General features: G+C 66.2%; 26 protein-coding genes. 10 read left to right on the top strand and 16 right to left on the bottom strand.

The features are described from left to right. Positions 1 to 9 precede the first annotated feature (9 nt). Complete coding sequence (locus tag QX070_RS08555; protein WP_315736453.1) at positions 10 to 2,091, bottom strand: M3 family metallopeptidase; 2,082 nt, start codon at positions 2,089 to 2,091, stop codon at positions 10 to 12. A 132-nt stretch (positions 2,092 to 2,223) separates the two neighbouring features. On the opposite strand from QX070_RS08555, the gene QX070_RS08550 reads away from it, so the two are divergent. From QX070_RS08550 to QX070_RS08525, 6 genes are all read left to right on the top strand, one after another. Continuing rightward, positions 2,224 to 2,484 (top strand): hypothetical protein, encoded by a 261-nt coding sequence (locus QX070_RS08550; RefSeq protein ID WP_315736452.1) that lies wholly within the window; start codon positions 2,224 to 2,226, stop codon positions 2,482 to 2,484. 674 nt (positions 2,485 to 3,158) lie between these two features. Next, entirely contained in the window at positions 3,159 to 4,301 is a 1,143-nt protein-coding gene (locus tag QX070_RS08545; RefSeq protein ID WP_315736451.1) for a type III PLP-dependent enzyme, read from the top strand. Positions 4,302 to 4,481: 180 nt separating this feature from the next. Next, positions 4,482 to 5,075: an N-acetyltransferase gene (locus QX070_RS08540; protein WP_315736450.1), complete on the top strand. Its 594-nt coding sequence runs from the start codon at positions 4,482 to 4,484 to the stop codon at positions 5,073 to 5,075. Then, the gene (locus QX070_RS08535) at positions 5,063 to 5,224 is read left to right on the top strand and encodes a hypothetical protein (RefSeq protein WP_315736449.1); all 162 of its coding nucleotides are present in this window, start codon (positions 5,063 to 5,065) and stop codon (positions 5,222 to 5,224) included. The genes QX070_RS08540 and QX070_RS08535 overlap by 13 nt, the downstream gene beginning before the upstream one ends. A 95-nt stretch (positions 5,225 to 5,319) precedes the next feature. Further along, complete coding sequence (locus QX070_RS08530) at positions 5,320 to 5,709, top strand: RidA family protein (protein WP_315736448.1); 390 nt, start codon at positions 5,320 to 5,322, stop codon at positions 5,707 to 5,709. A gap of 74 nt (positions 5,710 to 5,783) precedes the next feature. After that, positions 5,784 to 7,208: a homospermidine synthase gene (locus QX070_RS08525; RefSeq protein WP_315736447.1), complete on the top strand. Its 1,425-nt coding sequence runs from the start codon at positions 5,784 to 5,786 to the stop codon at positions 7,206 to 7,208. A gap of 191 nt (positions 7,209 to 7,399) precedes the next feature. Here the strand turns inward: QX070_RS08525 and QX070_RS08520 are convergent, their stop codons facing one another. The 9 genes from QX070_RS08520 to QX070_RS08480 form a co-directional block, all read right to left on the bottom strand. Further along, positions 7,400 to 7,720 (bottom strand): hypothetical protein, encoded by a 321-nt coding sequence (locus QX070_RS08520; RefSeq protein WP_315736446.1) that lies wholly within the window; start codon positions 7,718 to 7,720, stop codon positions 7,400 to 7,402. An 85-nt stretch (positions 7,721 to 7,805) separates the two neighbouring features. Beyond that, positions 7,806 to 8,825 (bottom strand): WD40 repeat domain-containing protein, encoded by a 1,020-nt coding sequence (locus tag QX070_RS08515; RefSeq protein ID WP_315736445.1) that lies wholly within the window; start codon positions 8,823 to 8,825, stop codon positions 7,806 to 7,808. Next, complete coding sequence (locus QX070_RS08510) at positions 8,825 to 9,865, bottom strand: CobW family GTP-binding protein (protein ID WP_409998878.1); 1,041 nt, start codon at positions 9,863 to 9,865, stop codon at positions 8,825 to 8,827. Before QX070_RS08510 ends, QX070_RS08515 begins: the two co-directional genes overlap by 1 nt. A gap of 71 nt (positions 9,866 to 9,936) precedes the next feature. Further along, the gene (locus QX070_RS08505) at positions 9,937 to 10,812 is read right to left on the bottom strand and encodes a metal ABC transporter substrate-binding protein (RefSeq protein WP_315736443.1); all 876 of its coding nucleotides are present in this window, start codon (positions 10,810 to 10,812) and stop codon (positions 9,937 to 9,939) included. A gap of 11 nt (positions 10,813 to 10,823) precedes the next feature. Then, entirely contained in the window at positions 10,824 to 11,696 is an 873-nt protein-coding gene (locus tag QX070_RS08500; RefSeq protein ID WP_409999051.1) for a metal ABC transporter permease, read from the bottom strand. Further along, a complete protein-coding gene (locus QX070_RS08495; RefSeq protein WP_315736442.1) occupies positions 11,693 to 12,454 on the bottom strand; it encodes an ABC transporter ATP-binding protein in 762 nt (253 codons plus the stop codon). Before QX070_RS08495 ends, QX070_RS08500 begins: the two co-directional genes overlap by 4 nt. Further along, entirely contained in the window at positions 12,454 to 12,648 is a 195-nt protein-coding gene (locus tag QX070_RS08490) for a hypothetical protein (protein ID WP_315736441.1), read from the bottom strand. The genes QX070_RS08495 and QX070_RS08490 overlap by 1 nt, the downstream gene beginning before the upstream one ends. A gap of 159 nt (positions 12,649 to 12,807) precedes the next feature. Continuing rightward, on the bottom strand, positions 12,808 to 13,194 hold the full coding sequence (crcB, locus tag QX070_RS08485; protein WP_315736440.1) for a fluoride efflux transporter CrcB: 387 nt from the start codon (positions 13,192 to 13,194) through the stop codon (positions 12,808 to 12,810). Between the two features lie 174 nt (positions 13,195 to 13,368). Beyond that, complete coding sequence (locus QX070_RS08480; protein WP_015669496.1) at positions 13,369 to 13,968, bottom strand: superoxide dismutase; 600 nt, start codon at positions 13,966 to 13,968, stop codon at positions 13,369 to 13,371. A gap of 105 nt (positions 13,969 to 14,073) precedes the next feature. On the opposite strand from QX070_RS08480, the gene QX070_RS08475 reads away from it, so the two are divergent. Together QX070_RS08475 and QX070_RS08470 are read left to right on the top strand one after the other, a co-directional pair. After that, a complete protein-coding gene (locus QX070_RS08475; protein WP_315736439.1) occupies positions 14,074 to 14,607 on the top strand; it encodes a GNAT family N-acetyltransferase in 534 nt (177 codons plus the stop codon). A 1,035-nt stretch (positions 14,608 to 15,642) separates the two neighbouring features. Next, positions 15,643 to 16,077, top strand: a complete 435-nt coding sequence (locus tag QX070_RS08470; protein ID WP_315736438.1) for a DUF2147 domain-containing protein — start codon at positions 15,643 to 15,645, stop codon at positions 16,075 to 16,077. 7 nt (positions 16,078 to 16,084) lie between these two features. Here the strand turns inward: QX070_RS08470 and QX070_RS08465 are convergent, their stop codons facing one another. Further along, positions 16,085 to 17,233: a DUF3095 domain-containing protein gene (locus tag QX070_RS08465; RefSeq protein WP_315736437.1), complete on the bottom strand. Its 1,149-nt coding sequence runs from the start codon at positions 17,231 to 17,233 to the stop codon at positions 16,085 to 16,087. A gap of 155 nt (positions 17,234 to 17,388) precedes the next feature. Here QX070_RS08465 and QX070_RS08460 point away from each other — a divergent pair, with 155 nt between their 5' ends. Then, on the top strand, positions 17,389 to 18,189 hold the full coding sequence (locus tag QX070_RS08460; protein ID WP_315736436.1) for an RMD1 family protein: 801 nt from the start codon (positions 17,389 to 17,391) through the stop codon (positions 18,187 to 18,189). A 213-nt stretch (positions 18,190 to 18,402) separates the two neighbouring features. On the opposite strand, the gene QX070_RS08455 is transcribed toward QX070_RS08460, so the two are convergent. Further along, positions 18,403 to 19,119: an MgtC/SapB family protein gene (locus QX070_RS08455; RefSeq protein WP_315736435.1), complete on the bottom strand. Its 717-nt coding sequence runs from the start codon at positions 19,117 to 19,119 to the stop codon at positions 18,403 to 18,405. Positions 19,120 to 19,275: 156 nt separating this feature from the next. Between QX070_RS08455 and QX070_RS08450 the strand changes: the two genes are divergently transcribed. Then, a complete protein-coding gene (locus tag QX070_RS08450; RefSeq protein ID WP_315736434.1) occupies positions 19,276 to 19,683 on the top strand; it encodes a hypothetical protein in 408 nt (135 codons plus the stop codon). Positions 19,684 to 19,693: 10 nt separating this feature from the next. Here the strand turns inward: QX070_RS08450 and QX070_RS08445 are convergent, their stop codons facing one another. From QX070_RS08445 to QX070_RS08430, 4 genes are all read right to left on the bottom strand, one after another. Next, positions 19,694 to 21,988 (bottom strand): heavy metal translocating P-type ATPase, encoded by a 2,295-nt coding sequence (locus QX070_RS08445; protein WP_315736433.1) that lies wholly within the window; start codon positions 21,986 to 21,988, stop codon positions 19,694 to 19,696. A gap of 99 nt (positions 21,989 to 22,087) precedes the next feature. Next, positions 22,088 to 22,819: an SDR family NAD(P)-dependent oxidoreductase gene (locus QX070_RS08440; RefSeq protein WP_315736432.1), complete on the bottom strand. Its 732-nt coding sequence runs from the start codon at positions 22,817 to 22,819 to the stop codon at positions 22,088 to 22,090. Beyond that, positions 22,812 to 24,200: an AMP-binding protein gene (locus QX070_RS08435; RefSeq protein WP_315736431.1), complete on the bottom strand. Its 1,389-nt coding sequence runs from the start codon at positions 24,198 to 24,200 to the stop codon at positions 22,812 to 22,814. Before QX070_RS08435 ends, QX070_RS08440 begins: the two co-directional genes overlap by 8 nt. After that, entirely contained in the window at positions 24,187 to 24,432 is a 246-nt protein-coding gene (locus QX070_RS08430) for an acyl carrier protein (RefSeq protein WP_315716519.1), read from the bottom strand. Before QX070_RS08430 ends, QX070_RS08435 begins: the two co-directional genes overlap by 14 nt. Between the last annotated feature and the right edge of the window lie 121 nt (positions 24,433 to 24,553).

The raw sequence follows: 24,553 nt of genomic DNA, 5'->3' as shown, positions 1-24,553 counted from the left end.
CTCTTCACCTCAAGCCGCCTTGGCAACGTCGAGCAGACCGCGCCGGCGCAGCAGCGCGTCGGGCTCGGGCTCGCGGCCGCGGAAGGCGATGTAGGCCGCTTCCGGATCGAGCGAGCCGCCCGAGGCGTAGACATTGTCGTGGAGCCGCTTGGCGACCGCCGGATCGAAGATGTTGCCGGCTTCCTCGAAGGCGCCGAAGGCATCCGCATCCATCACCTCCGACCACATGTAGCTGTAATAGCCCGCCGCATAATGGTCTCCCGAGAAGATATGGCCGAATTGAGTCGGCCGGTGGCGCAGCGCGATTTCGGGCGGCATGCCGATCTTCTCCATCTCGGCCTTTTCGAAAGCGCGAACATCCTTGGACGCCGCCGCCGGCTGGGTGTGGAATTCGAGATCGATCAGCGCCGAGGATACGAACTCGACGGTGGCAAAGCCCTGGTTGAAGCGGCGCGCGGCCAGGAAGCGCTCGAGCAGGTCCTGCGGCAGCGGCTCGCCCGTCTGGTAGTGGCGCGCGAAGGTCTGCAGCACCTCGGGACGCTCCTGCCAGTGCTCGTAGAGCTGCGACGGCAGCTCGACGAAGTCGGTGAACACGGCAGTGCCCGACAGCGACGGATAGGTCACGTTGGACAGGATGCCGTGCAGGCCGTGGCCGAACTCGTGGAACAAGGTGCGAGCGTCGTCCGGCGACAGCAGCGACGGCTGGCCGTCGGCGCCTTTCGCAAAGTTGCAGACGTTGATGATCAAGGGCGCGGTGTCGCCGTCGAGCTTCTGCTGGTCGCGCATCGAGGTCATCCAGGCGCCGGAGCGCTTCGACGAGCGGGCAAAGTAGTCGCCATAGAACAGCGCCTTGTGGCGGCCTCCCGCGTCCTTGATCTCCCAGACCCGGACGTCCGGATGCCAGACCGGGATGTCCTTGCGCTCGGCGAAGGTGATGCCGAACAGCCGCGTGGCGCAGTCGAAGGCGGCTGCGATCATGTTGTCGAGCGAAAGATACGGCTTGATCGCCGCGTCGTCGAAGTTGGCCTTCGCCTGGCGCAGCTTCTCGGCGTAATAGCGCCAGTCCCAGGCCGCGAGCTTGAAGTTGCCGCCCTCCGCCGTGATCATCTCCTGCAGTTGATCGCGGTCGGCCAGCGCCTTGGCGCGCGCCGGCTTCCAGACGCGCTCCAGCAGCCCGCGCACGGCCTCCGGCGTCTTCGCCATGGAATCCTCGAGGCGATAGGCGGCGAAGTTCGGAAAGCCCATGATCCTGGCGGCCTGCTCGCGCAAGGACAGAATCTCGCCGATGACGGCATTGTTGTCGTTGGAATTGCCATTGTCGCCGCGCGCGGTGAAGGCCTTGAACACCTTCTCGCGCAGGTCGCGGCGGGCAGAGCTCTGCAGGAACGGCTCGACCGAGGAGCGTGACAGGGTCACGATCGCCTTGCCAGGCATGCCGCGCTCATCCGCCGCAGCCTTGGCGGCAGCCACGAAGCTCTCGGACAGGCCGGCACGGTCGTCCTCACCGAGCTCGAGGTACCAGTCCTGCTCGTCGCCGAGCACATGGTGGCTGAAGGTGGTGCCGAGCTGGGCGAGCTTCTCGTTGATCTCGGCCATCCGCACCTTGTCGTCATCGGATAGGCCGGCGCCGGCGCGGCGGAAGCGGGTGTAGGTGCGCTCCAGGAGCCGCTGCTCCTCACCGGTGAGCTTGAGGTCCTTGCGGTTGTCGTAGAGCAGCGCGATGCGGCCAAACAGCACGGCATTCATCATGATCGGGTTCCAGTGCCGCGCCATCCGCAGCGACACGTCCTTGTCGATCTCCAGAATCGCCGGGTTGGAATGCGCCGACACCAGATCGTAGAAGACAGCCGCGACCTTCGACAGCAGCTTGCCCGAGCGCTCCAGCGCCGTGATGGTGTTGGCGAAGTCCGGCTCGGCCGGATCATAGGTAATGGCGGTGATTTCGGCGGCGTGGTCGGCGAAGGCGCGCTCGAAGGCCGGCAGGAAGTGCTCGGGCCTGATCGCGTCGAACGGCGGTGTCTGGTGCGGGGTCTCCCAGGCCACGAGCAGCGGATTGGTCTGGGCGTCGATCACAGCGGTGGTGTCTGACATCGGCTGGGGTCCGTCCTCTCCCGGAATATCGATGCGCCCCTCATATCATGGAGCCGGCCCTTTTTGGGTCATTTCCCCTTGAAGGGCCGGGCCTTTTCGGAGAGATTGCGGCCCGCAACAGGACCCTGGACCATGAACGCAGAGACCACCTCCAAAGCCGGCCGCCAGATCGCCTGGCCGACCGTGATCACCGTCATCTCGGCGGCGATCCTGATCGGTGCCGAAGTGTTCGGTGCGGCCTTCGCCGGCGGCTGGGCGCTGGCGATTCTGTTCGGGCTCGGCGACGGCGGCGCGCACATCCTGCAGGCCGTGCTGTTCGCGATCGGCGTGTTCGTGATGATCGGCTTCATCCGCGGCGCACAGCGCATCGAGCCGTTCACGAAGCGCGCGTGACGCGCACGAAAACACTGTCCTGCAAGGGTGAGCGCGTTACGAAAGTTTAAGCTCGCTTAACGTTCGTTCAGACAGATGCAGCGCGTGTGTGCCTTGTAGGCACAGATTAGGGAAATCTTTCCCGGCGCCCAAAAATTCCTTGCGAACGAAATTCAAAACGCTTATTTCCGCTTCTGCCCAATTTCGCACGTGCCTGTGGTCGTGTGTCAGTCGGTAGGTATCCGGACAAGAGGCCGGACAGCCGCCAAGGGATGAGGAACCGAGGGGTTCTCGGATCGTTGCGATCAAGATCAGTTCGATCGAGATCGTCATGCTCCGAAAGCCCAGCATCTCTCTCAAGAGATGCCGCTGAAGGTCACCCCATCTTTTGCAACCGTGACTGGCAGCCGGAGGCGAACCGGCGCACCCCGCTCTCAACGGGGGACGCGACTTAAAGCAACGACGGATCGGGCTTTTTTGGTCTCTACCGGCAGTCCAAAGCCGGCGCGGGCTACTGAAAAGGCTTGTCCTTCATTGCCAGGTGTGCGGGCGGGAAATTCCCAACCAATCCACGGCAGCACAATTCGGCTACGGGTTCGAGGTTTTGTCGCCTTTCCATCGGGCGGCAACGCCAAGGCACCCGTGTCGGGATCATTTTGAACGGGTCTCGTCGCTGGGACCGTTTGGAGGGTGCTATGACCGAACGTATCCGGGAATTCCTGCGCAACCGCCGCGAGGAAGGTCTGGACCACGAGCCCTGTCTCGTCGTCGACCTCGACATCGTGCGCGACAACTACATGAGCTTCGCTCGCGCGCTGCCGGACAGCCGCGTGTTCTACGCGGTCAAGGCCAATCCGGCGCCGGAAGTGCTGTCGCTGCTCGCCTCGCTGGGCTCGTCGTTCGACACGGCGACGGTCGCCGAGATCGAGATGGCGCTGGCCGCCGGCGCGACGCCGGACCGCATCTCCTATGGCAACACGATCAAGAAGGAGCGGGACATCGCGCGCGCCTATGCGCTCGGCATCCGCCTGTTCGCGGTCGACTGCGCCGCCGAGGTCGAGAAGATCGCGCGCGCCGCGCCGGGCGCCAAGGTGTTCTGCCGCATCCTGTACGATTGCGCCGGCGCCGAGTGGCCGCTGTCGCGCAAGTTCGGCTGCGATCCGGAGATGGCGGTCGACGTGCTGGACCTGGCCAAGCGGCTCGGCCTGGAGCCGTGCGGCATCTCGTTCCATGTCGGCTCGCAGCAGCGCAAGGTGAAGGCGTGGGACCGCGCGCTGGCGATGGCCTCGACGGTGTTCCGCGACTGCGCCGAGCGCGGCATCAACCTGACCATGGTGAACATGGGCGGGGGCTTCCCGACCAAGTACCTGAAGGACGTGCCGCCGGTCGTGCAGTACGGCCGCTCGATCTTCCGTGCGCTGCGCAAGCATTTCGGCAACCAGATCCCGGAGACGATCATCGAGCCGGGCCGCGGCATGGTCGGCAATGCCGGGATCATCGAGTCGGAAGTGGTGCTGATCTCGAAGAAGAGCGACGAGGACGATCTGCGCTGGGTCTATCTCGACATCGGCAAGTTCGGCGGTCTCGCCGAGACGATGGACGAGTCGATCCGCTACGCCATCCGCACGCCGCATGAGGGCGCGGAGATGACCCCGTGCGTGCTTGCCGGCCCGACCTGCGATTCGGCCGACGTGATGTACGAGAAGCTGCCGTATCCGCTGCCGGTGACGCTCTCGATCGGCGACAAGGTGCTGATCGAGGGGACCGGGGCCTATACGTCGACCTACGCGTCGGTGGCCTTCAACGGCATCCCCCCGCTGAAGACCTATCACATCTGATCCGGCTTGCTTCGCCACCCGCTTGCGGGTGAGACGACGCGAAGCTTCGGGTGGGGCTGCCCCCACCCCGACCCTCCCCCGCAAGCGGGGGAGGGAGCGATAGACCGACACCTTCAATCTGACATCACGCGTTTGCGCGCGGGCGAAAGTCTCGCGGCGCAGGCCGGGGACTGACGTGCCATGACCGCTTTTCGCATCCCTTCGACTGCGCCTGCTCGGACTTCCGCTCCGTTCGTGATCCGCAGCGAGTGTGCCTCCGACGTCGCGGCGCGCGATGCGCTGCTGGATGCCTGCTTCGGCGACAACCGCCATGAGCGCACCTGCCAGCGCCTGCGCGACGGACGCGCGCCCGCCGCGGGCCTCGCCTTGTCGGCGGTGCGCGGCGGCGCGCTGGTGGGAACGCTGCGGTTGTGGCACGTCAGCGCCGGCGGACGCGACGCCCTGATGCTCGGGCCGCTGGCGGTCGCGGCGGAGGCGCGCAGCCTCGGCGTCGGCGCTGCGCTGATGAATGCCGCGCTGATGATCGCGGCGTCGCGCGGCCATGGCGCGGTGATCCTGCTCGGCGATGCGCCCTACTACGCCCGCTTCGGCTTCTCGGTTGAGAAGACGGCCGAGCTGGAGCTGCCCGGCGCGTTCGAACGCGCGCGCCTGCTCGGCCTCGAGCTGGTCGACGGCGCGCTCGATGGCGCCGCAGGCCCGATCCTCGCAACTGGCGCCCGGGAGCGGAAGGCCCGCCGCAGCCGCAAGGAGCGGCTGGTCTCATGCGCGGCGTAACCGCCCGCGACGGGCACGCGCCGCGGCGGCGGACATTGCTGCCGACGCTCCTGCTGATCCTGCTCGGGATCATGATCGTCCGCGACATCGTGGCGCGGCGCTGGAGCAGCACGCCGCCCGCCGGACCTGACGTCACCCGCCTGCGTTAGGCATTTCGGCAACGGACGCCGCAGCAGCCCCTCAGGGGTTGCGCAGGTGCAGCAAAAGCTCTTTAACCCCCGAAAATCCCACCACGAGGTCCGCCATGTCCCGCCGTCTGATCTCTACCGGATCACCGTTCGAGAAGAGCTTCGGCTACAGCCGCGCCGTCGTCGATGGCGACTTCGCCTTCGTCGCCGGCACCACCGGCTACGACTACACCATCATGACGATGCCGGCCGATGTCACGAGCCAGTCACGCAACTGCTTCAAGACCATCGCCGCCGCCCTGCAGGAGGGCGGCTTCGCGATGGCCGATATCGTCCGCGCGACCTACTACCTCACCGACGTCAACGACGCCGATGCCCATTTCGCGGTCTGCGGCGACGTGCTCGGCGACATCCGTCCGGCAGCCACGATGGTGGTCGTCGCAGGCCTGCTCAAGCCCGAGATGAAGGTCGAGATCGAGGTCACGGCCAAGCGGCGCAGCACCTAAAAGCGGCGCAGCGTCTGAAGGCGGCGCGCCGCCTGAATCCATCCATCCCACGCACCTTTCGCGGAGAACCATTCATGAGCTCGCAGATCCACGCGAAGATCACCGGCCCCATCGTGATGATCGGCTTCGGCTCGATCGGCAAGGGCACCCTGCCCCTGATCGAACGCCATTTCGACTACGACAAGAGCCGCTTCGTCATCATCGATCCGCATGACGACGGCGCGCTGGCGAAGAAGCATGGCGTCCGCTTCATCCAGCAGGGCGTGACCCGCGACAACTACCGCGATCTGCTGGTGCCGCTGCTCACCGAAGGCGGCGGCCAGGGCTTCTGCGTCAACCTGTCGGTCGACACCTCCTCGGTCGACCTCATGACGATGTGCCGGGAGATCGGTGCGCTCTACATCGACACCGTCGTCGAGCCGTGGGCCGGCTTCTATTTCGACAAGCAGATGGGAGTCGAGCAGCGCTCCAACTACGCGCTGCGCGAGACGCTGCTCGCCGCCCGGCGCAAGAACCCGGGCGGCACCACCGCCGTCTCCACCTGCGGCGCCAATCCCGGCATGGTCTCCTGGTTCGTCAAGCAGGCGCTGCTCGACATCGCCAAGGACACCAAGACCGAGATCGTCGAGCCGAAGAGCCGCGAGGGCTGGGCGCAGCTGATGCAGAAACTCGGCGTCAAGGGCGTCCACATCGCCGAGCGTGACACCCAGCGCTCCAGGAATCCGAAGCCGATGGACGTGTTCGTCAACACCTGGTCGGTCGAGGGCTTCGTCTCGGAGGGCATGCAGCCGGCCGAGCTCGGCTGGGGCACGCACGAGACATGGATGCCGGAGAACGGCCGCCGCCACACCGAGGGCTGCGGCGCCGCGATCTATCTGCTGCAGCCGGGCGCCAACACCCGCGTGCGCTCGTGGTGTCCGACGCCGGGCGCGCAATACGGCTTCCTGGTGACCCACAACGAGTCGATCTCGATCGCCGACTACTACACCGTGCGCGACGGCGACAAGGTCGTCTATCGCCCGACCTGCCACTACGCCTATCACCCGGCGAATGACGCCGTGCTGTCGCTGCACGAGATCTTCGGCGCCACCGGCAAGATGCAGGGGAAGTGGCACATCCTCGACGAGAACGAGATCGTCGACGGCATCGACGAGCTCGGCGTGCTGCTCTACGGCCACGGCAAGAACGCCTATTGGTACGGCTCGCAGCTCTCGATCGAGGAGACCCGCCGCATCGCGCCCTACCAGAACGCGACCGGCATGCAGGTCTCGTCAGCGGTGCTCGCCGGCATGGTGTGGGCGCTGGAAAACCCGACCGCCGGCATCGTCGAAGCCGACGAGATGGACTTCCGCCGCTGCCTCGAAATCCAGTCCCCCTATCTCGGCCCGGTGAAGGGCTACTACACCGACTGGACGCCGCTGAACGATCGCCCGGGCCTGTTCCCGGAGGATATCGACACGTCGGATCCGTGGCAGTTCCGCAACATCCTGGTGCGGTAAACCTCCACTATCGTCCCGGACAAGCCACGACGGCAACGCCGTCGTGGCGCCGACCCGGGACCCATACTCCCCGGCGGGTATGAGACGGGAGATGGAGCTAACAGCCTGCCTCGAACGACGTCCTGAGGTTATGGGTCCCGGCGTTCGCCGGGACGACAGCGGAATTTGTGGCCGCGTTTGGGCCTCTCCGGCTACTTCCGCTCCATCGTCGGCGCGATCTTCTCTGCCGGGGCTGGCGGCAGCGCCGGCTTCGCGCCTTCCTTTTGAGCTTCCACGTCAGGGCGCGCGGGCTCTGGCGCTGGCGTGGTCGGGCGGGTGCCGCCGGGCTTGGACTCGGCCGGTGTCGCTGACGGCTCAGGCGAGGCTGAGGGCGTCGCCTGCGCGATCTGGTCGAGATGATTGGCCTTGATCTCGGTCAGCGAGATGATGGCCACCAGCGCGCCCAGGCCGAGCAGGCTGCCTGCCAGCAGCAGGTCCCGGCGCAACGTCTGTTTGCTGTTGATCAAGGCCATGGCTTGTCATCCGCATCCTGTGATGTGCGGAACAACAATCCGAAGGCCGCGAGGTTCCCGATGGGGCCTGCGCCCCAGTGCCCCATCAGAGCCGCAGCAGGCCGGCCTCGCCGCTTTCGTCCGAGAATGCGAGCCACGTTCCCGCAGCATTCCAGCCCAGCGCCACGATCGGCGGCGTCTCGTTCCGCCGCACCAGGATCTCGGCGCCGTCCTGCATCCGCACCATCAGCACGGTGCCGTCCTCGTAGCCGCAGGCCAGGATGTCCTGCTTAGGATGGCAGGCGACCGCAGTGACCTTGGCCTTCATCGGCGCCAGCATTGCCGGCTCCTTGCCCATCGGGCCGTCCTTGCCGACGAACGGCCAGAGGATGACCATGTCGGCGCCGGAGGTCGCGAGAAAACGCCCGCCGCTGCCCCAGGACATCGACTTCACCCGCGACGGATAGCCGGTCATGCGCATGTGGCGGCTGTCGGCCAAGCGCCAGCCATGCAGCGCCGGCTCATGCATCGCGGTGACCAGGAACTTGTTGTCCGGGCTGAAAGTGACGGCGTGATGCGAGCCGGCCCATCCTAAAAATTCCGGCTCGCCCGCCATGTTGGGAAACCACAAGGTCGCGCCGTTGTAATGCGCGATCGCGAGCCGCAGGCCCTTCGGCGCAAACGCAAGTCCGCCCGCGGTCGACGGCACCTCGAGCGACTTCTCCTCGCCCTTGGGCTGACGCACGAACGCGGTCTTGCCGACCGACCAGGCGATCGCACCGTCCGGATGAAGCGCGACGTTGTCGATCCAGCGCCGCTTCGGATCGGTCACGAGCACACTGACGCTGCCCGCCTTGTCGAGCGAGGAAACCTTGCCGTCATCGCCGCCGATCACGATCCGCGATCCGTCCGACACCGCCGACAGGATGCCGCCGCCGGTGACATCCACCTTGCTGATCTCGCCGTCGCCGTCGACGACAGCGACGCTCTCCTCGGTGCCGACGAAGGCGGCACGATCGCCGAGATAGTGCACGGCCGTGACGGCCATGCCGAGCGAGACCGGCTTCACCTTGTCGGTGACGGACACGATCGATGCGGCCTCGCCGCCCTGGTCGAACGACGTCATCAGGTCACGATGCAGCGTTCGAAGCCTTCGCGGATGGCGTCTTCCGGCAGCTCGCGGCCGATGAAGACGACGCGGCTCTCGCGCGCCTCATCCGGCTTCCATTTCCGCTGATGATCGCCTTCGAGCATCATGTGCACGCCCTGGAAGACGTAGCGGTCGTCATCGTCCTGAAACGACAGGATGCCCTTGGAGCGCAGGATCTTGCCGCCCTCGGTCTGCACCAGGTTCTGCAGCCACGGCATGAATTTCGACGGATCGAGCGGCTTGTCGGAGCGCAGCGACAGCGACTGCATCTCCTCGTCGTGATAGTGCTTCAGGCCGTGATCGTGATGATGATGGTGATCATGGCCGTGGTCGTGATCATGGTGGTGATGATCGTGATCGTCGCCGGCTTCGAGGAATTGCGGCTCGATCTCCAGAATGCGGTCGAGATCGAACGCGCCGCGCTCCAGCACGTCCGAGATCGCGATCTGGCAGCGCTCGGTGCGATGCAGCTTTGCGTAGGGGTTGATGGCGCGGATGCGCGCCTCGACCTCGGCGAGCTCCGGCTTGGTGACGAGATCGGTCTTGTTGAGCACGATCACGTCGGCAAACGCGATCTGGTTCTTCGCCTCCGGCGCATCCTTGAGCCGGTCCGACAGCCACTTCGCGTCGGCCACCGTCACGACCGCGTCGAGCCGCGCGTTCTTCTGCACGTCCTCGTCGACGAAGAAGGTCTGCGCCACCGGCGCCGGATCGGCCAGCCCGGTGGTCTCGACGATGATGGCGTCGAACTTGCCCTTGCGCCGCATCAGGCCGGAGATGATGCGCACGAGATCGCCGCGCACGGTGCAGCAGATGCAGCCGTTGTTCATCTCGAACACTTCCTCGTCGGCGCCGACGATGAGGTCGTTGTCGATGCCGATCTCGCCGAATTCGTTGACGATGACGGCGTATTTCTTGCCGTGGTCTTCCGAGAGGATGCGGTTCAGAAGCGTGGTCTTGCCGGCCCCGAGATAGCCGGTCAGGACCGTCACTGGTGTCTTGCTCGCGTCGGACATGCTCACTCCGAAAACCTCAGATCGCGTCGAAAATGGCTCAAAAAGCGCGCCGCCGCGAGGGCTCGAAAACCCTAACGGACCAGCGCGCTCGTCAGGGCCCTTATATTGTGCCTGACCATGGCAATGTAAGTGGGAACGGGGCCCTTTTCATCGCTCAGGGCGTCGGAATACAGCGTGCCGCCGATCTTCGCCCCGGTCTCAGCGGCGATCCGGCCGACCAGCCGGTCGTCGTTGAAATTCTCCAGGAAGACGGCCGGAATCCCCGCTTTTTTCACTTGGCGGATGATCTCGGCGACGTCGCGGGCCGACGGCTCGGTCTCGGTGGAGACGCCGAGCGGGGCGATGAAGGCGACGCCATAGGCATCGGCGAAATAACCGAAGGCGTCATGGGTCGAGATCACCTTGCGCCGCTCGGCCGGGATCTTGTCGATCTCGGCGCGGACCTCGCGGTCGAGTGCATCGAGCTCGCCGAGATAGCGCTCCGCATTGGCCTTGAAGACTTCCGCGTCTGCGGGGTCGGCCGCGACCAGCGCATCGCGGATGTTCTTCACATAGGCCTTGGCGTTGCCGACCGACTGCCAAGCGTGCGGATCAGCATCCGAGCCGCGCTTGCGCGGGGTGATGCCCTGGGTGGCGACGACGATCGGCGCCTTGCTGCCGGAGGCCTGCTGCAGCCGCGGCAGCCAGCCCTCCAGCCCGAGGCCGTTGACGATCAGGAGCTGCGCGGCGCCGACATCCTTCGCATCATGCGGCGTCGGCGTGTAGACGTGCACGTCGCTGTCCGGCCCGACCAGCGAGGCGACATTGACCTTGTCACCGCCGACCTGGCGGACGAAATCAGCGAGAATCGAGAAGCTGGTGACGACGTTCAGCCGGGTCTCGGCCGATGCGGGGACAATCAGAACAAGGCCGAAGAGCAGGCTCAGCGCGGACAGCAGGCGTTTCATGGGCATCGACTTCAAGCTTCGAGATGGCGTCCCGGAAACAGTTGCGGAAGCACGCCGCCCACGCGTCCGAACAGTACCGAGCCGAGATAGAGCAAGGACGCGACCAGGATGATCGCAGGCCCCGAGGGAATGCGGGTCTGGAACGACAGCACCAGACCGACATAACCGGAGACGATCGCCGAGGCGACCGCGATGCAGATCATCGGCGTGACGTCGCGCGACCAGAACCGGGCGATCCCCGCCGGCAGGATCATCAGGCCGACCGCAAGCAAGGTGCCGAGGGCCTGGAATCCATTGACGAGGTTGACGACGATCAGGGCGAGGAAGATCAGATGCGCCGGCGCACCGGCCCGGCTCACGGTGCGCAGGAACAAGGGATCGACGCTCTCCACCACCAGCGGGCGGTAGATCACGGCGAGCACCACGAGCGTGATGGTGGCGTTGGTCGCGACCATCAGCAAAGTCGGATCGTCCATCGCCAGGATGTTGCCGAACAGCACGTGCAAGAGATCGACGTTGGTGCCCTTGACCGAGACGATGGTGACGCCGATCGCGAGTGACGCCAGATAGAAGGTCGCGAGCGACGCGTCCTCCTTCAGCCCGGTCGAGCGCGACACGAGGCCCGATAGCAGCGCCACGGCGAAGCCGGCGATCAGGCCGCCGGTCGTCATCGCGAACAAATTGAGCCCCGACAGCAGGAAACCGATCGCCGCGCCGGGAAGAATCGCATGTGCCATGGCGTCGCCGACCAGGCTCATGCGCCTGAGCATCAGGAAGACGCCGATCGGTCCGGAGCCGAGCGACAGCGCGATGACCGCGGCGAGCGCGCGGCGCATGAACTCGAAATCCGAGAACGGAGCGAACAGCACCTCGCGCAGCATCATGCCGCCTTGGAGGCTTGCGCGGGCACGCAGGGCGCGGCGGCATCGTCGAACGCCTCGCACATCCGACGCGCCTGCGACAGATTGTCGGCGGTCAGCACCTCCGCCGTCGGTCCCCAGGCCACGGCCTCGCGCGCCAGCAGCAGGGTCTGCGGGAAATGCGCGCGCACCATGTCCATGTCGTGCAGCGCCGCCAGCACGGTGCGCCGCTCGCCATGCCAGTGCTCGATCAGTTGCAACAGGTCGGCCGAGGTCTTCGTATCCATCGCATTGAACGGCTCGTCGAGCACGATCACCCGGGCATCCTGCAGCAGCACGCGCGCGAACAGCATGCGCTGCATCTGGCCGCCCGACAGCGTGCCGATGCCGCGGCCTTCGAATCCGGTGAGGCCGACGGCCGCGATCGCATGCGCGATCTTCTCGCGCGCGACCGCGCCGATGCCGCCGAACATGCCGGTGCTGCGCCACAGTCCGGTGCTGACGAAATCGAACACCGAGATCGGGAAGGAGCGGTCGATATCGGCAATCTGCGGCAGATAAGCGATTTCGCGCGGCTTCAGGCCGGCCGCGGCGATGGTGCCGGCGAGCGGCTTCAACAGGCCGACGATGCCGCGGAACAGGGTCGACTTGCCGGCGCCGTTGGGGCCGACCACGGCGAGCAGCGCGCCCGTCGCGACCTCACCGGTGAGGTGATGCACGGCGGGGTGGCGGTCGTAGCCCAGAGTCACGTCGCGGAATTGCAGCTGGACCATGGCCATCATCACCGCATCGCCAGCCAGACGATCAGCCAGAGCACCGCGCTCGCCGCCAGCGCCGCGCCGAGCCGGGTGGTCACCGGCATGCGCAGGATCGACCACGGCGCCGGCTGCGCCGGATGCGGCGCCGCGGGACCGTGGCTATGGCCATGGCTGTGGGCATGGGAATGGCCGTGGCTATGGAGGGCAGGCTGCGTCATTTCGTCATGATGTTACATTATAACATCACCCCTGTCCACCGGCCGGCTGGGCGGTGTTTCTGAGGCCGAAGGTCATCGCCTCATCCGTCATTGCGAGCGCGGCGCGCTGCGCTCGCAATGACGGATGAGAGATCGTGTCTCGCTCTGCCCGCCGATCCGTCAGCTCAGATACCGCATCAGAGCGAGGCCGCCGAACAGGCCGGCGATGGAGATGCCGACCGAGCCGAGCACATACAGTGCGGCCAGCCCAAGCGCGCCGCGCTCATAGAGTAGCGCGGTGTCGAGCGAGAACGCCGAGAACGTGGTGTAGCCGCCGAGGATGCCGGTCATCAGGAACAGCCGCCAATGCTGGGTCGCTTCGCCCTTGAAGGCGAGGTAGCCGGCGATCAGGCCCATCACGGTGGAGCCAGTGATATTGATGATGAAGGTGCCGTAGGGGAAGTCGGTGCCGAGCGCCCTGGCGCTCGCCATGTTGATCGCGTGCCGCAGCGATGCGCCGCAGCCGCCGCCAAAGAAAACGAGAAAATATCCGACCAGCTGATTCACGGGACCTCACCTGCAGACCACATCGCGACAATGGATGCCCTGCCCTTGCCACAAAAGATGCAAAACTTTTGCCGCAGAGGCTTCCGCCTTGCAAGGATCGCCCGCATCAAACCGCGTCGGGCATGAAAAAGGGCGGCGAGCCGAAGCCGCCGCCCACACCTCGCATGCGAGGAATCAGATCGCCTTGCCGTAGAGTTCGTCGACGTAATCCCAGTTGATCAGGCTGTCGACGAACGCCTTCAGATAGTCGGGACGACGGTTGCGATAGTCGATGTAGTAGGAGTGTTCCCAGACGTCGCAGCCGAGGATCGGGGTCGCGCCGTGCACCAGCGGGTTCTCGCCGTTCGGCGTCTTGGAGATTTCGAGCTTGCCGTTCTTGACCGAGAGCCAGCACCAGCCCGAGCCGAACTGGCCGACGCCGGCGGCCGCGAAGTCGGCCTTGAATTTCTCGAAGCCGCCGAGATCCTCGTCGATCTTCTTCTCGAGCCGGCCAGGCAGCTTGGAGCCGCCGCCGTTCGGCTTCATCCACGACCAGAAATGGATGTGGTTGAAGTGCTGGCCGGCATTGTTGAACACCGCGGGGTTCTTGCCGAACGAGCCCTTGACGATCTCCTCGAGGGACTTGCCTTCGAATTCGGTCCCCTTGATCGCATTGTTGCCGTTGGTCACATAGGCCTGATGATGCTTGTCGTGATGGTACTCGAGCGTCTCCTTGGACATGTAGGGTCCGAGGGCTTCATAGGCGTAAGGCAGGGGGGGAAGCGTAAAGGTCATGGGGGCGGTTCCGCAACTTGTGGAAGACGGGATTTAACGGGACCTTCTTATAGAAGGTTCCGACACCGTAAAACACCGTGAATTTGGAAAAAGCGAGCCGCTTTGATGAGCATCGAGATCGACATATTGAATGGTGACGCCGCCTGGCCGCTGGTCAAGCCGCTTTACGACGCGGTTTGGCCGCCGGAGGTGGTCGCCGGATTACCGTGGGCAGGTATCACATTTGCGCATGCCGACCTGCGGGTGCTGGTACAGGACGAGAGCGGCGAGGTGCTCTGCCATGTCGGCATCTATCGCCGACTCGTGAAATGGAACGGTCAGAACGTCAATGTCGGCGGCATCGGCGGCGTTTTGACGCGCGCCGACATGCGCAACCGCGGTCTCGCCACGGTGGGACTGAACGCGGCGATCCAGACCCTGCGGCACGAGGACTCGATCAACTACGCCGTCCTGTTCTGCGCGGCGGATCGCATCCCCTTCTATACGGCACGCGGCTTCATTCCGTTCGACGGCGACGTCTACGCCGAGCAGCCCGAGCAGGGCCGCATCCGCTTCGACACGCTGTCTGCGCTCGTGCACGACGTCAAGCGCACCGCGCCGACGCGCGGCACCATCGACCTCTGCGGCCTGCCGTGGTGAGGCCGCTCTTCCCTGTCGTCCCGGACAAGCGCGCGGCACGCGCGCGCAGATCCGGGACCATACCCGCAGGGAGATGTTTGAGGCACGCGGGTCATTGGCGCTTTGCCCATGATGTCCGCTGCGGAGTATGGGTCCCGGCTCAAGGCCGGGACGACAGCGGAGCACATGGCAGTCTTCCGAAAAAAATAATTCTCTTGCGTTTTTTAAGAAATCATGATTGTATCCCGGCACCCCGCCTCACAGCAGAGGGGCGTTGCGCGCGATCGTCACGACACGCGAGGTGGGGATGCGATGGCCGCGTTGCTGCCGCAGCATGCTTATCGGCGTGCGGACGAACGGCAGCTTGCGGACGTGAAGTCGCAGCGTCCTGATACCCCGATGCTGGTATCAACCTGGCGCAATGCGAACGCATTGCGCTGGGGATGGTGGCCACAAGCCCGGCGCACCAGGGAGACTGCGTATAAGCGTGAAGACCGTCGCGCAGGGAATGCCGGAGTGTTCGGCTTTGCCTGTGGTACCTGCCGCCTGCATTTTTTCAGCAGGCGGGCCATGGGTGAGGCCTTCACCCGGCATTCCCTGCGCCCTCTGCATTTTTGCAAGGGCCACGATGATCGCAGACCTCGGGCGTGAAGGGCCGCGAGACTGCAAAGCTATGTCCATCGCTGTTTGAACCGTGAAACCGCCTCACCCGCCGTCGTCGTCCCGGACAAGCCGTGACGCGCGCCAGCGCAGCATGGCGCCGATCCGGGACCCATACGCCGCGGCGGACGTGAGATGCGAAAAGCCAATGGCCGGCGTGCCTCAAACCGCTCCCTGGGGGTATGGGTCCCGGCTCAAGGGCCGGGACGACAGCGGAGTTTGTTGCGGCAGTCAAAACCATTTCCCGGCACATGCCATGAGACAATCGAACAACGGATTGAGACGGCCCGTCGGCAATGCACCTGATCGTGATGATCATGCCTTGGACAACCGCACCTCGACGATTGCAACTGCGCCGTTTGCTGTTATGGAAACGCGGCTTCAACGGGGGGTAAGATGATTTGGAAATTGCGTTTGGCTGGTCTTGCGCTGGCGACCGTCGTGATGGCGCAGCCCGCCTTGGCCGCCGATGATCCGACCGGCACCTGGCTGACCCAAGCGGGCGACGCCAGGATCAAGGTCGCCAAATGCGGCGCCAATCTTTGCGGCACCGTCGTGTGGCTGAAGGAGCCGATGGACACCGACACCGGCAAGCCGGCCGTCGACAACAAGAATCCGAATCGCTCGCTGGCCAACCGCCCGATCATCGGGCTGCAACTGTTCGAAGGCGTTCACCCGGAGGGGCCGAACAAATGGTCCGGCAAGATCTACAACGCCGATGACGGCCAGAGCTACACCAGCCACATCTCCGTTTCCGGCCCGGATACGCTGAAGGTGGAAGGCTGCGTCGGATCGCTTTGCGGCGGCGAGACCTGGACCCGTTCCCGCTGATCCGCGCTCAGGCGACCGCGGCTTTCAACGCGGTCGCAGCCGACGCGTAGCCGCCTCGTGCGCCGTCGATGAAGTGGACGTGATCGGGCCGGATCGCGGACGGCGTGAAGCAGGTCATCATCGCGGCATCCTGCCGATGCAGCCCGTAGCGGACGATGCCGCGCGAGGCCGCCGCGCCGAGCCGGCGCTCCAGCTCCTGCGCGAGCTCGTCGGTGCAGTCGAGGATCATGCGCAGCGCATCGTCATATTTGCGGAAGTCGGAATTCTCGACCACCTGCTGCTTGTAGAGATCCGGCACGAAGCCGCCGATGCTGATGTTGAACCGCATCACGGCATAGACGAACAGCGTACGTCCGAGCACGCGGGCCCAGCGCGAAAACAGCGGTCCGCGCGCGGCGCGGACCTCGTAGCCAAATCCCTGCGGCGGCCATCGCAACGCCGGCGCTCCGGCCGGCACCGGCCGCCCGGCATCGGGGCTGCGCTCGGTGAGCGTGATGATCTCCTCGATCACCTTGCGATAGGCCTGCGCATCCGCGCCCAGGGCCGGCAGCACCAGCACCGACAGAATAACCCCACGCGCCGCCGGAATCTCCTCGAAGCGGCACGAGAGTCCGGACAGATCGGGCTGCGCACCGGACGGCGCCGGCGGAATCGCGAACTCGCCCCGCTTCATCGCAGCCTCGGCCCAGCCCAATCCGCCGCCCGCGAACATCGCATAGGACAGATTGGCCGATGGACCGTAGCGCGCCACGCGGACGTCGAGCCCCTGCGCGCGGATGGCCGTCACGGGCACCAGCGCGACGCGCATCGCGAGAGCGAGATCCTCCCTGACCCAGGTCGCGGTGGCGGCAAGGGCTTCGCGCGCGGCCGCTTCGTCATCCGGGCTGACGGCGAAGCTGGCGCCATCGCCCCCGAACACGAACGGGAATTCGCGCCCCTCCAAGGCATTGGTGACCGCGGCGATGACCGCCGCCCCGGCCATGTTGACCGCCTTGTAGCGCTTGTCGGCGATCGCCTTGGTCGACTCGACGATGTCGGCCGTGCCGATCAGCCAATCATCCGGCACCGGCTGGTAGAGCTGCGGCTCCATCAGGCGCGCAAAGCCGCGAAACACCGGAATCGAGGCATAGTAGTCCGCAGCGCTGGTCTTCGACATCGAGAGGCATCCGTCCGGGGTGCGCGTCCAATGAGGAGCTACGTTCATTCCTGTCAAGCGGGTTCACGCAACGATATTCGGTAGCGGACGTGTCGCCAGACGGATTGCGCCGCGTTATCGTTCCATCGGCAATGACGTGCTAGCCTTTCGCCATCATGGCCGACACCTCACCCGTTCCACAACTCGCCGCCCGCGCGCTCCAGATCGCGGACCGCATCAATACCGCCGGCTTCGAAGGCCAGGTGCTGTCGGCGACACCGCTGGCGGTCCGCATCGGCGAGACGGGAGTCGCCGTGGTCTTCCGCTACGGCGTCGTCGTCTTCATCGGCCTGTCGGTGGCCGAGGAGATCAACTTCCTCGACCGGCTGAGCGCGCGGCTGTTCGGCCCGATCGCGCCGCACGAGGAAGAGACGGCCAAGGTCCAGGTCGCGCGCGAATCCGACGAGCCGATCCCGGTCGGCGGCCCGGTCCTGGTCAAGGAATTGTCGCTGGAGCGACTGCTCATCGTCGCCGATGCGCTGGCGAAAAGCGTCGTGCTCGGCCGCAGCGAGCGCGAGATCGCCAACGTGTTCGACACCATCGAGCCGTTCGCGCGCGAGCTGGCGATGCTGGGGCGAACCTCGAAGAGCCGGGTGGCGATGCTCAAGCTGCTCGGCGAGGCGCTGCTGGTGCAGCACCGGGTCTCCGGCCGCGTGGCCGTCGGCGAGAAGCCGGACGTGTTGTGGGACCGGCCCGATCTGGAGCGGCTCTATGCGCGGCTCGAGGACGAGTATGAGCTGAAGGAACGGGAGGAAACCCTCAACCGCAAGCTCGCGGTGATCGCCGAGACGGCGACCACGCTCGCCGACATCATCGACACCAAGCGCTCGCTGCGGCTCGAGGTGATCGTCGTCATCCTGATTGCCAGCGAGATCGTGCTCGGCTTCTACGAGATCTTCGCCCGCGGCGGGCACTGACGATGGAGCTGCCGCACGCCGGGCGACCGAGGGCGTTGCATTCAGCGATGGTTCAGGCGCGACATGGAACTTTCGCCTGGGCGCGATGAGCGATGCGGGGGATGTCGAGCCATGACGTGGGTGGGGAGCTTGCGACGACCGCCGGCGGCCGGCAGCCACGAGGTGTGGCGAGCGTCCCGCCGCCGGTGCGGCGATGCTGGTCCGCCAATGCCGTCACACCAGCGCTCTGACGTTCCAGGTCGCATGACGGACCCCGGCGAGCTTCGCCAGCTCGGACACGACGCGGTCGAGATCGACCGTATCGACCGCGAGCGGCACCAGCGTCGCGACGATCTCGACGATGTCCTCCGACCGATAGACGACCTCGGTCTCCCGCACCGGGTATTTGGCCGCCTCCAGCCGCTCGTCGAGCGCCTCGCGCAGCTCGGCGGCGCGCAGCCCGTCGGTGGTCAGGACGATCTCGTAGTGCGCCTCCGACGTCTGCGCATTGAGCGGGATGCGATCGATCGCGTTGACCAGCGGCCGCAACAGCGTGTTGCCGGCCAGCACGAACACGGTCAGCGCCACCGATTGCGCGATCAGGTCGGCGCCGGCGCAGGCGCCGACCGCGGCGGACGCCCACAGCGTCGCGGCGGTGTTGAGCCCGCGGACGTTCATGCCCTCCTTCATGATCGTGCCGGCGCCGAGGAAGCCGATCCCCGACACCACATAGGCGATGATCCGCACCGCGCCGTCGGCGCCGGTGAGGCGGTTGCCGAGGTCGACGAAGGCGGCCGCGCCGACGGCCACCAGCACGTTGGTGCGCAGGCCGGCGCTGCGCTGCCGGTATTGCCGCTCGGCGCCGATCAGCGTCCCCAGCACGAAAGCCGTGAACAGGCTGACGAGCGTGTCGAGGAAATCATAGACCTGGAAGGTGTGGAGGAATCGCATGGGCTTGCCGACTGTCTGCGGTATTGTGCTCCGTGGCCCGCCTGGCGGCAGCGACACGCGTGGCATCCGGCGGCGGAACCGCCGCGAGAAGCCGCTTTCTTAGGACGTCCTTGATCGAAATCAAATCCCAGTCCATCCCGCATATTTTAGGCTAATATGATCAACAGGCAGATGACGTCCGGCAAACACATGACGCCATTCTCCGACGTCCGCAGGGATCACAGCCCGGCCGTCCGGCTGGGGCATGATGCGGTGAGTGCGGTGAAGCTGTCCCAGGAGCTCACCGCCGAGATCGACGCCTGGGCGGAGGCCCACCAGATGACACGCTCCGACGCCATCGGCCAATTGCTCACGATCGGCCTGCATGCATCGCGGCCGGCAGCAACAGGGCAGCTCACGTCGCGGGATCCCGTCGCCATCGAGCAGAATGCGATCCGGCTGATCGATCGGATGCTCGACCCGAACCTGGCGGCCGACGAGCGCCAGCGGCGGATTCGCCGCCTGATCGAAGGTCCTGCGGAATTTGCCAACGAGCGGATCGACCTGCCGCGGCATCCGGGCTGACGCGAACGGCTCAGGCGGCCGAGCGCGCCACCACGGCCTCGTAGATGTCGTCCTCCTGCGCCGTGTGCATGCGCACCAGCGTCTCGATCGCCTCGATCACCCGTTGCGCATCGCGGATCAGATAGCGGTCCACATGCTCGGACGGCAGATCCTCGACCAGCCGGCCGAGCAGCCGCGCCAGATGCAGGATCTCGCGATGCGCCCGGCTCATCGCCGACAGGCCATGGCTCTCCTGCAGGAGCCGCGCGAGCTTCGGATAGACCGAGCCTTCGTCGTCGCGCTCATGCGCCACGACCTTGTCCTGCACCAGGCCGTTCGCCTCCATGATCAGCGCCACGGCGCTGTCGGGCGAGGCCTCGTCGAGCGCATCGACGATCGAGCGCAGGCGGTCGAGGCCGCGCAGCAACGCCTGGTGATCATGCCTGAGCCCGCGGCCGTCTTCGGCCGTGATCCGGCCGGCCTTGCTGCGGCCAGCCGGGAACAAAGCGCGGAGCGCGTTCAGGATGACGGCGACGTCGATGGCCTCCTGGGCCAGGGCGGCAGGCACCGGCTGCAGCAGGCCGAAGGCGGCGGCCCCCATCGCGACAAACGACAGGCCCATGCCGACGAAGATGCTCTCCAGGGCGATGCGCCGGGCGCGCTGCGCGATCACGATCGCCTCGCCCACCCGATCGAGCCGATCGGCGAGAATGACCACGTCGGCGGCTTCCGACGAGGCGCTGGCGCCGCGGGCGCCGAGCGCGATGCCGACATCGGCGGAGGCCAGCGCAGGGGCATCGTTGATGCCGTCGCCGACCATGATCGTGGGATGCAGCCGCTGCTCGGTCTTGACCGCCTCCACCTTGTCGGAGGGGACACGGTCCGCCAGCACGGCGTCGAGGTCGAGCGCCGCGCCGATCGCCTGCGCGGCCGCGGCGCGGTCCCCGGTCACCATGACCATGCGCGCGATGCCGGCCTCGCGCAGCCAGCGGATCGCCCGCGGCGTATCCGCACGCAGCTCGTCGGCCAGCAGCAGCGCCCCGATCGGGCGCCCCTCGACGGCGACGAAGACGATCAGGGCCGAACGCCACGACGCCCGGCGGATCGCGCGCGCCGCCCAAGCCGGCGGCGTGCGGCTGCCGAGCACGAGGTCGCGCGAGCCGGCCATCACAGGGCGGCCATCGATCAGCCCTTCGAGGCCTGAGCCCATGGTCTCCCTGACCTGTTCGGGCACCTTCAGCTTCAGCCCGCGGGCCTGGCCGGCCTGAACGATCGCGTGCGCCACCACGTGGTGCGAGGCCTGCTCGAGCGATGCGCAGAGCAACAGTACCGCATCGGCGTCCTCGCCCGGTGCCGCGTCGACCGAGAGCAGCCGCGCGCCGCCGACGGTCAGCGTGCCCGTCTTGTCGAACAGCACGGTATGGGCACGCGCGAGCGCCTCCAGCTTGCCGCCGCCCTTGACCAGGATGCCGCTGCGCGCGGCCTGCGCGACCCCCGCGATGAAGGCCACGGGTGCGGCGAGGATCAACGGGCAGGGCGTCGCGGCGACCAGCACCGCGAGGCTCCGGATCAGATCGCCCGAGGCGAACCAGGCGGCCGCCGCAATGGCGAGGCTGACGGGCAGAAAGATCAGGGCATAGCGGTCGGCAAGCCGCACGAACGGCGCCTTCGCGGTCTGGGCCGTCGTCACCAGCTTGACGATGCCGGCATAGGTGCTTTCGCCCGCGGTGGCGGTGACCACCATTTCGAACGTGTCGCCGGCGTTCACCGATCCCGAAAGGATCGCCATCCCGCGCGTCTTCGTCACCGGGATCGGCTCACCCGTGAGCGCCGACTCGTCGACGACGGCGATGGTCGCTTCGACCATGCCATCGACCGGGATGATTTCGCCGGCGCGGACCATCAGGCGATCACCGACCGCGACGCTGGCGATCGGAACGTTGTCGATGTCGTCGCCACAGCGGCGATGCGCCTCGCGCGGCGCGCGATCGACCAGCGCGCGCAGATCGTGCTCAGCGCGGGCGACGGCAATGTCTTCCAGCACGTTGCCGCCAGCATACATCAGCGCCACGACAGCGCCGGCCAGCGGCTCGCCGAGGATGATTGCCGCGCTCATCGACACCAGAGCAATCGCGTCGACGCCGATGCGGCCGGCCAGGAAATCGCGGACGATCGAGACGATCAGCCCGAGGATAACAGGAACGGTCGAGGCCGTGAACGCGATCCCGGCAAGATCGGGGCGACCGACCACATGCGCGAGCCCGCCCGCGGCGAGGCCCGCGATTGCGATTGCGACGAGGCTCCACCGCAGAATGCGCTCGAACATGGATACCGGTTCCGGATTGCGCCGGCACTATCGCTGCTGCCGCCCATCGGACGCTTGAGCGAAATCAACGGCAAGAGCGACCGATCGCCGCAAATGGCCTCAGGCGGTATTGCCTGCGTCGACCGTCAGCACGGTGCCGGTGACATTGCGCCCGCCGTCGCCGAGCAGGAATTCAACCATCGCGGCCACGTCATCGGTTTCCGGCAGCCGCCGCAACGCGCTCCGACCGGCGATGCGCCGCTGTTGCTCCTCGTCCATGCTCTGCGTCAGCTCGGTGGCGATGAAGCCCGGCGCGATCGCGTTCACGGTGATGCCGACCTTGCCGACCTCGCGCGCCAGCGAGCGCGTGAAGCCGTTGGCGGCCGCCTTGGTCGCGCCGTAGACGGACAGGCCGTTGTAGCCGGTAGAGGCGATGATCGAGGAGATGTTGATCACCCGCCCCTCGCCCGCGGCCATCATGTGGCGAACGACGTATTTCGTCAGGATCATCGGCGCCAGCACGTTGAGCCGCACCAGCGCCTCGATCTCCGAATTGTGCATGGTCGCGAGCAGCCCTTCAGTGCCGAGACCGGCATTGTTGACGAGACCATAGAGCGGACCGAACTCGTCGCGGACCGACTTCACGAAGGCCGGAAGGTCGTCAACGACGCTGAGGTCGCAGGCGCGGAAATGAATGCCGGCGCTGCTGGCGCTGAACTCGGCCATCGCTGCGCGCAGTTCGTCGCTCTCCCGGCGGGCCACCGCGATGACGTCATAGCCCGCTCCCGCGAGCCTGCGCGCGATGGCGAGCCCGATGCCACGGCTGCCGCCGGTGACGAGAACATTATGCATCGGCGCGCGCCAGCTTGCCGGCCGGTGTGACGTCGAGCGCTGGCACGACGCGGATCATCGCCGGCACCTTGTGAGCCGCGAGACGCGCGCGACACGCGGCGAGGATCTCGTTGCGAACCGTCTCACTCCGCGCCGGATCGGCATCCGCCGTCAGCACGACCTCGGCGACGACGATGCCGCCGGTGATCGGGCTGCGTCGCGACTTGGCGCGCGACATCCGCACCTCGGGATGGCCATTGATCACGGCTTCGATCTCTTCGGGATGGACCTTGAGCCCGCCGACATTGATGATGCCGTTCCGGCGCCCGACGAAGTAGTAGCGATCGCCGCGCAGCTCGACCATGTCGCCGGTGTCGACATAGCCGTCCGTATCGGTCAGGGCAGCCGCAGCGTGTCCGACATAGGCGTGCGCCGCGCGCCTGGAGCGGATCCGCAGCGAGCCGTCGACGACCTTCATGTCGACGGCACCGCGGCCCTCGCCGAGCAGCGTCGCAGGAAAACCCTCCAGCCCATCGTTGACCGCGAAGCCGACGCCGGCCTCCGTCGAGGCGTAGGCATGACCGATCGAAGCGTCGGAAAATGCCTGCTTCAATCCGTCGAGCACGGCCTGGTCGGCGATCTCGCCGGAGAGACGCACATAGCGCGGCGCAAAGCCTTCCACCGACCCACTCATCAGCAGCTTGCGCCAATGCGACGGCGTTCCGGACATGTGAGTGACGCCGCGTGCGTTGAGACGCGCGATGTGGTCCGTGAGCCCCTCGCCCGAATCCGACAGCACCATCGAGCCGCCGCCGACGATGGCACGCAGGAAGATCTGCAGGCCGCCATAGCGGCGAATGTCGTAGAAGGTCGCCCACACCGGCATCGCTTCGCCAGGACCCGGACGGTCGCCGATGATCGCGCCGCACAGGCCCTCGAGCGTATGCCCGACAATCTTCGGCACGCCCGATGTGCCTGATGTCAGCATCAGCCATTCGGTGGCGCGCACCGTCTGCACCACCTCGACAGAAGGTTGCGGCAGGGCAACCTCGATCACGAGATCCACGCCGCAGGCGTCGAAACGCTGGACCTCATCGGTCACGATGACGTCGATGTCCGCATCGGCGACGATGCTGGCGAGATGCTCGCCCTTGAGATCCGGCGGACACAACAGCAGGCGCAGCGCGACGCCGTCGATCTCGATCAGCGCGAGGCCGGCGAGCAACTGGCCGGAGGTCGCCAGCAGCACCGAACGTCCGTTGAGCTCTTTGGTGCGGCCGCCGAGGCAGCTTCCACGCGAGAGCTCGGCGAGCGATAGGACGTGACGCGGATCGGAGATCGTCCGCTCGGTCAGCGCGGTCCCGAGATGGTCGCGAAGGGCGAAGATCTCACGCGGGGACATTCTCATAGGCCCCGATGAAGTCGCCTATCGTGTTGGGGAACGTCACGTCCTCGGACAGTGTGAATGGATCGACGCCGAGATCGTCCTCGAGACGGGCGACCAGGATGGCAAAAGCGAGCGAGTCGAAGCCGGTCTCGTGCAACGTCAGCTCGTCGGTCAGCGGCGGCAGCTTGACCTTCTGCTCGTCCGCAATCTGCTTGATCGCTGCAATGATTCTTAACCGTACCGACATGGGCCAATCCGCTCACTGTTCAAACGATGAAACCGACCATAGGACGAGAAGGTGAAGGAAGCCGGACTTCCCAGCCATCTTTCGGGACCGTTGGTAAATACCCATCATGGCCTATGATTAA

Source organism: Bradyrhizobium sp. SZCCHNR1093 (genome assembly GCF_032381175.1).
Taxonomy (GTDB): Bacteria; Pseudomonadota; Alphaproteobacteria; order Rhizobiales; family Xanthobacteraceae; genus Bradyrhizobium.
This window is presented reverse-complemented; position numbering and strand designations above follow the sequence as displayed.

Coding starts and splice junctions, on each gene's coding strand:
- QX070_RS08555 (WP_315736453.1), bottom strand. CDS start 2,091: ATGTCAGACACCACCGCTGTGATCGACGCCCAGACCAATCCGCTGCTC.
- QX070_RS08550 (WP_315736452.1), top strand. CDS start 2,224: ATGAACGCAGAGACCACCTCCAAAGCCGGCCGCCAGATCGCCTGGCCG.
- QX070_RS08545 (WP_315736451.1), top strand. CDS start 3,159: ATGACCGAACGTATCCGGGAATTCCTGCGCAACCGCCGCGAGGAAGGT.
- QX070_RS08540 (WP_315736450.1), top strand. CDS start 4,482: ATGACCGCTTTTCGCATCCCTTCGACTGCGCCTGCTCGGACTTCCGCT.
- QX070_RS08535 (WP_315736449.1), top strand. CDS start 5,063: ATGCGCGGCGTAACCGCCCGCGACGGGCACGCGCCGCGGCGGCGGACA.
- QX070_RS08530 (WP_315736448.1), top strand. CDS start 5,320: ATGTCCCGCCGTCTGATCTCTACCGGATCACCGTTCGAGAAGAGCTTC.
- QX070_RS08525 (WP_315736447.1), top strand. CDS start 5,784: ATGAGCTCGCAGATCCACGCGAAGATCACCGGCCCCATCGTGATGATC.
- QX070_RS08520 (WP_315736446.1), bottom strand. CDS start 7,720: ATGGCCTTGATCAACAGCAAACAGACGTTGCGCCGGGACCTGCTGCTG.
- QX070_RS08515 (WP_315736445.1), bottom strand. CDS start 8,825: ATGACGTCGTTCGACCAGGGCGGCGAGGCCGCATCGATCGTGTCCGTC.
- QX070_RS08510 (WP_409998878.1), bottom strand. CDS start 9,865: ATGTCCGACGCGAGCAAGACACCAGTGACGGTCCTGACCGGCTATCTC.
- QX070_RS08505 (WP_315736443.1), bottom strand. CDS start 10,812: ATGAAACGCCTGCTGTCCGCGCTGAGCCTGCTCTTCGGCCTTGTTCTG.
- QX070_RS08500 (WP_409999051.1), bottom strand. CDS start 11,696: ATGATGCTGCGCGAGGTGCTGTTCGCTCCGTTCTCGGATTTCGAGTTC.
- QX070_RS08495 (WP_315736442.1), bottom strand. CDS start 12,454: ATGATGGCCATGGTCCAGCTGCAATTCCGCGACGTGACTCTGGGCTAC.
- QX070_RS08490 (WP_315736441.1), bottom strand. CDS start 12,648: ATGACGCAGCCTGCCCTCCATAGCCACGGCCATTCCCATGCCCACAGC.
- QX070_RS08480 (WP_015669496.1), bottom strand. CDS start 13,968: ATGACCTTTACGCTTCCCCCCCTGCCTTACGCCTATGAAGCCCTCGGA.
- QX070_RS08475 (WP_315736439.1), top strand. CDS start 14,074: ATGAGCATCGAGATCGACATATTGAATGGTGACGCCGCCTGGCCGCTG.
- QX070_RS08470 (WP_315736438.1), top strand. CDS start 15,643: ATGATTTGGAAATTGCGTTTGGCTGGTCTTGCGCTGGCGACCGTCGTG.
- QX070_RS08465 (WP_315736437.1), bottom strand. CDS start 17,233: ATGTCGAAGACCAGCGCTGCGGACTACTATGCCTCGATTCCGGTGTTT.
- QX070_RS08460 (WP_315736436.1), top strand. CDS start 17,389: ATGGCCGACACCTCACCCGTTCCACAACTCGCCGCCCGCGCGCTCCAG.
- QX070_RS08455 (WP_315736435.1), bottom strand. CDS start 19,119: ATGCGATTCCTCCACACCTTCCAGGTCTATGATTTCCTCGACACGCTC.
- QX070_RS08450 (WP_315736434.1), top strand. CDS start 19,276: ATGATCAACAGGCAGATGACGTCCGGCAAACACATGACGCCATTCTCC.
- QX070_RS08445 (WP_315736433.1), bottom strand. CDS start 21,988: ATGTTCGAGCGCATTCTGCGGTGGAGCCTCGTCGCAATCGCAATCGCG.
- QX070_RS08440 (WP_315736432.1), bottom strand. CDS start 22,819: ATGCATAATGTTCTCGTCACCGGCGGCAGCCGTGGCATCGGGCTCGCC.
- QX070_RS08435 (WP_315736431.1), bottom strand. CDS start 24,200: ATGTCCCCGCGTGAGATCTTCGCCCTTCGCGACCATCTCGGGACCGCG.
- QX070_RS08430 (WP_315716519.1), bottom strand. CDS start 24,432: ATGTCGGTACGGTTAAGAATCATTGCAGCGATCAAGCAGATTGCGGAC.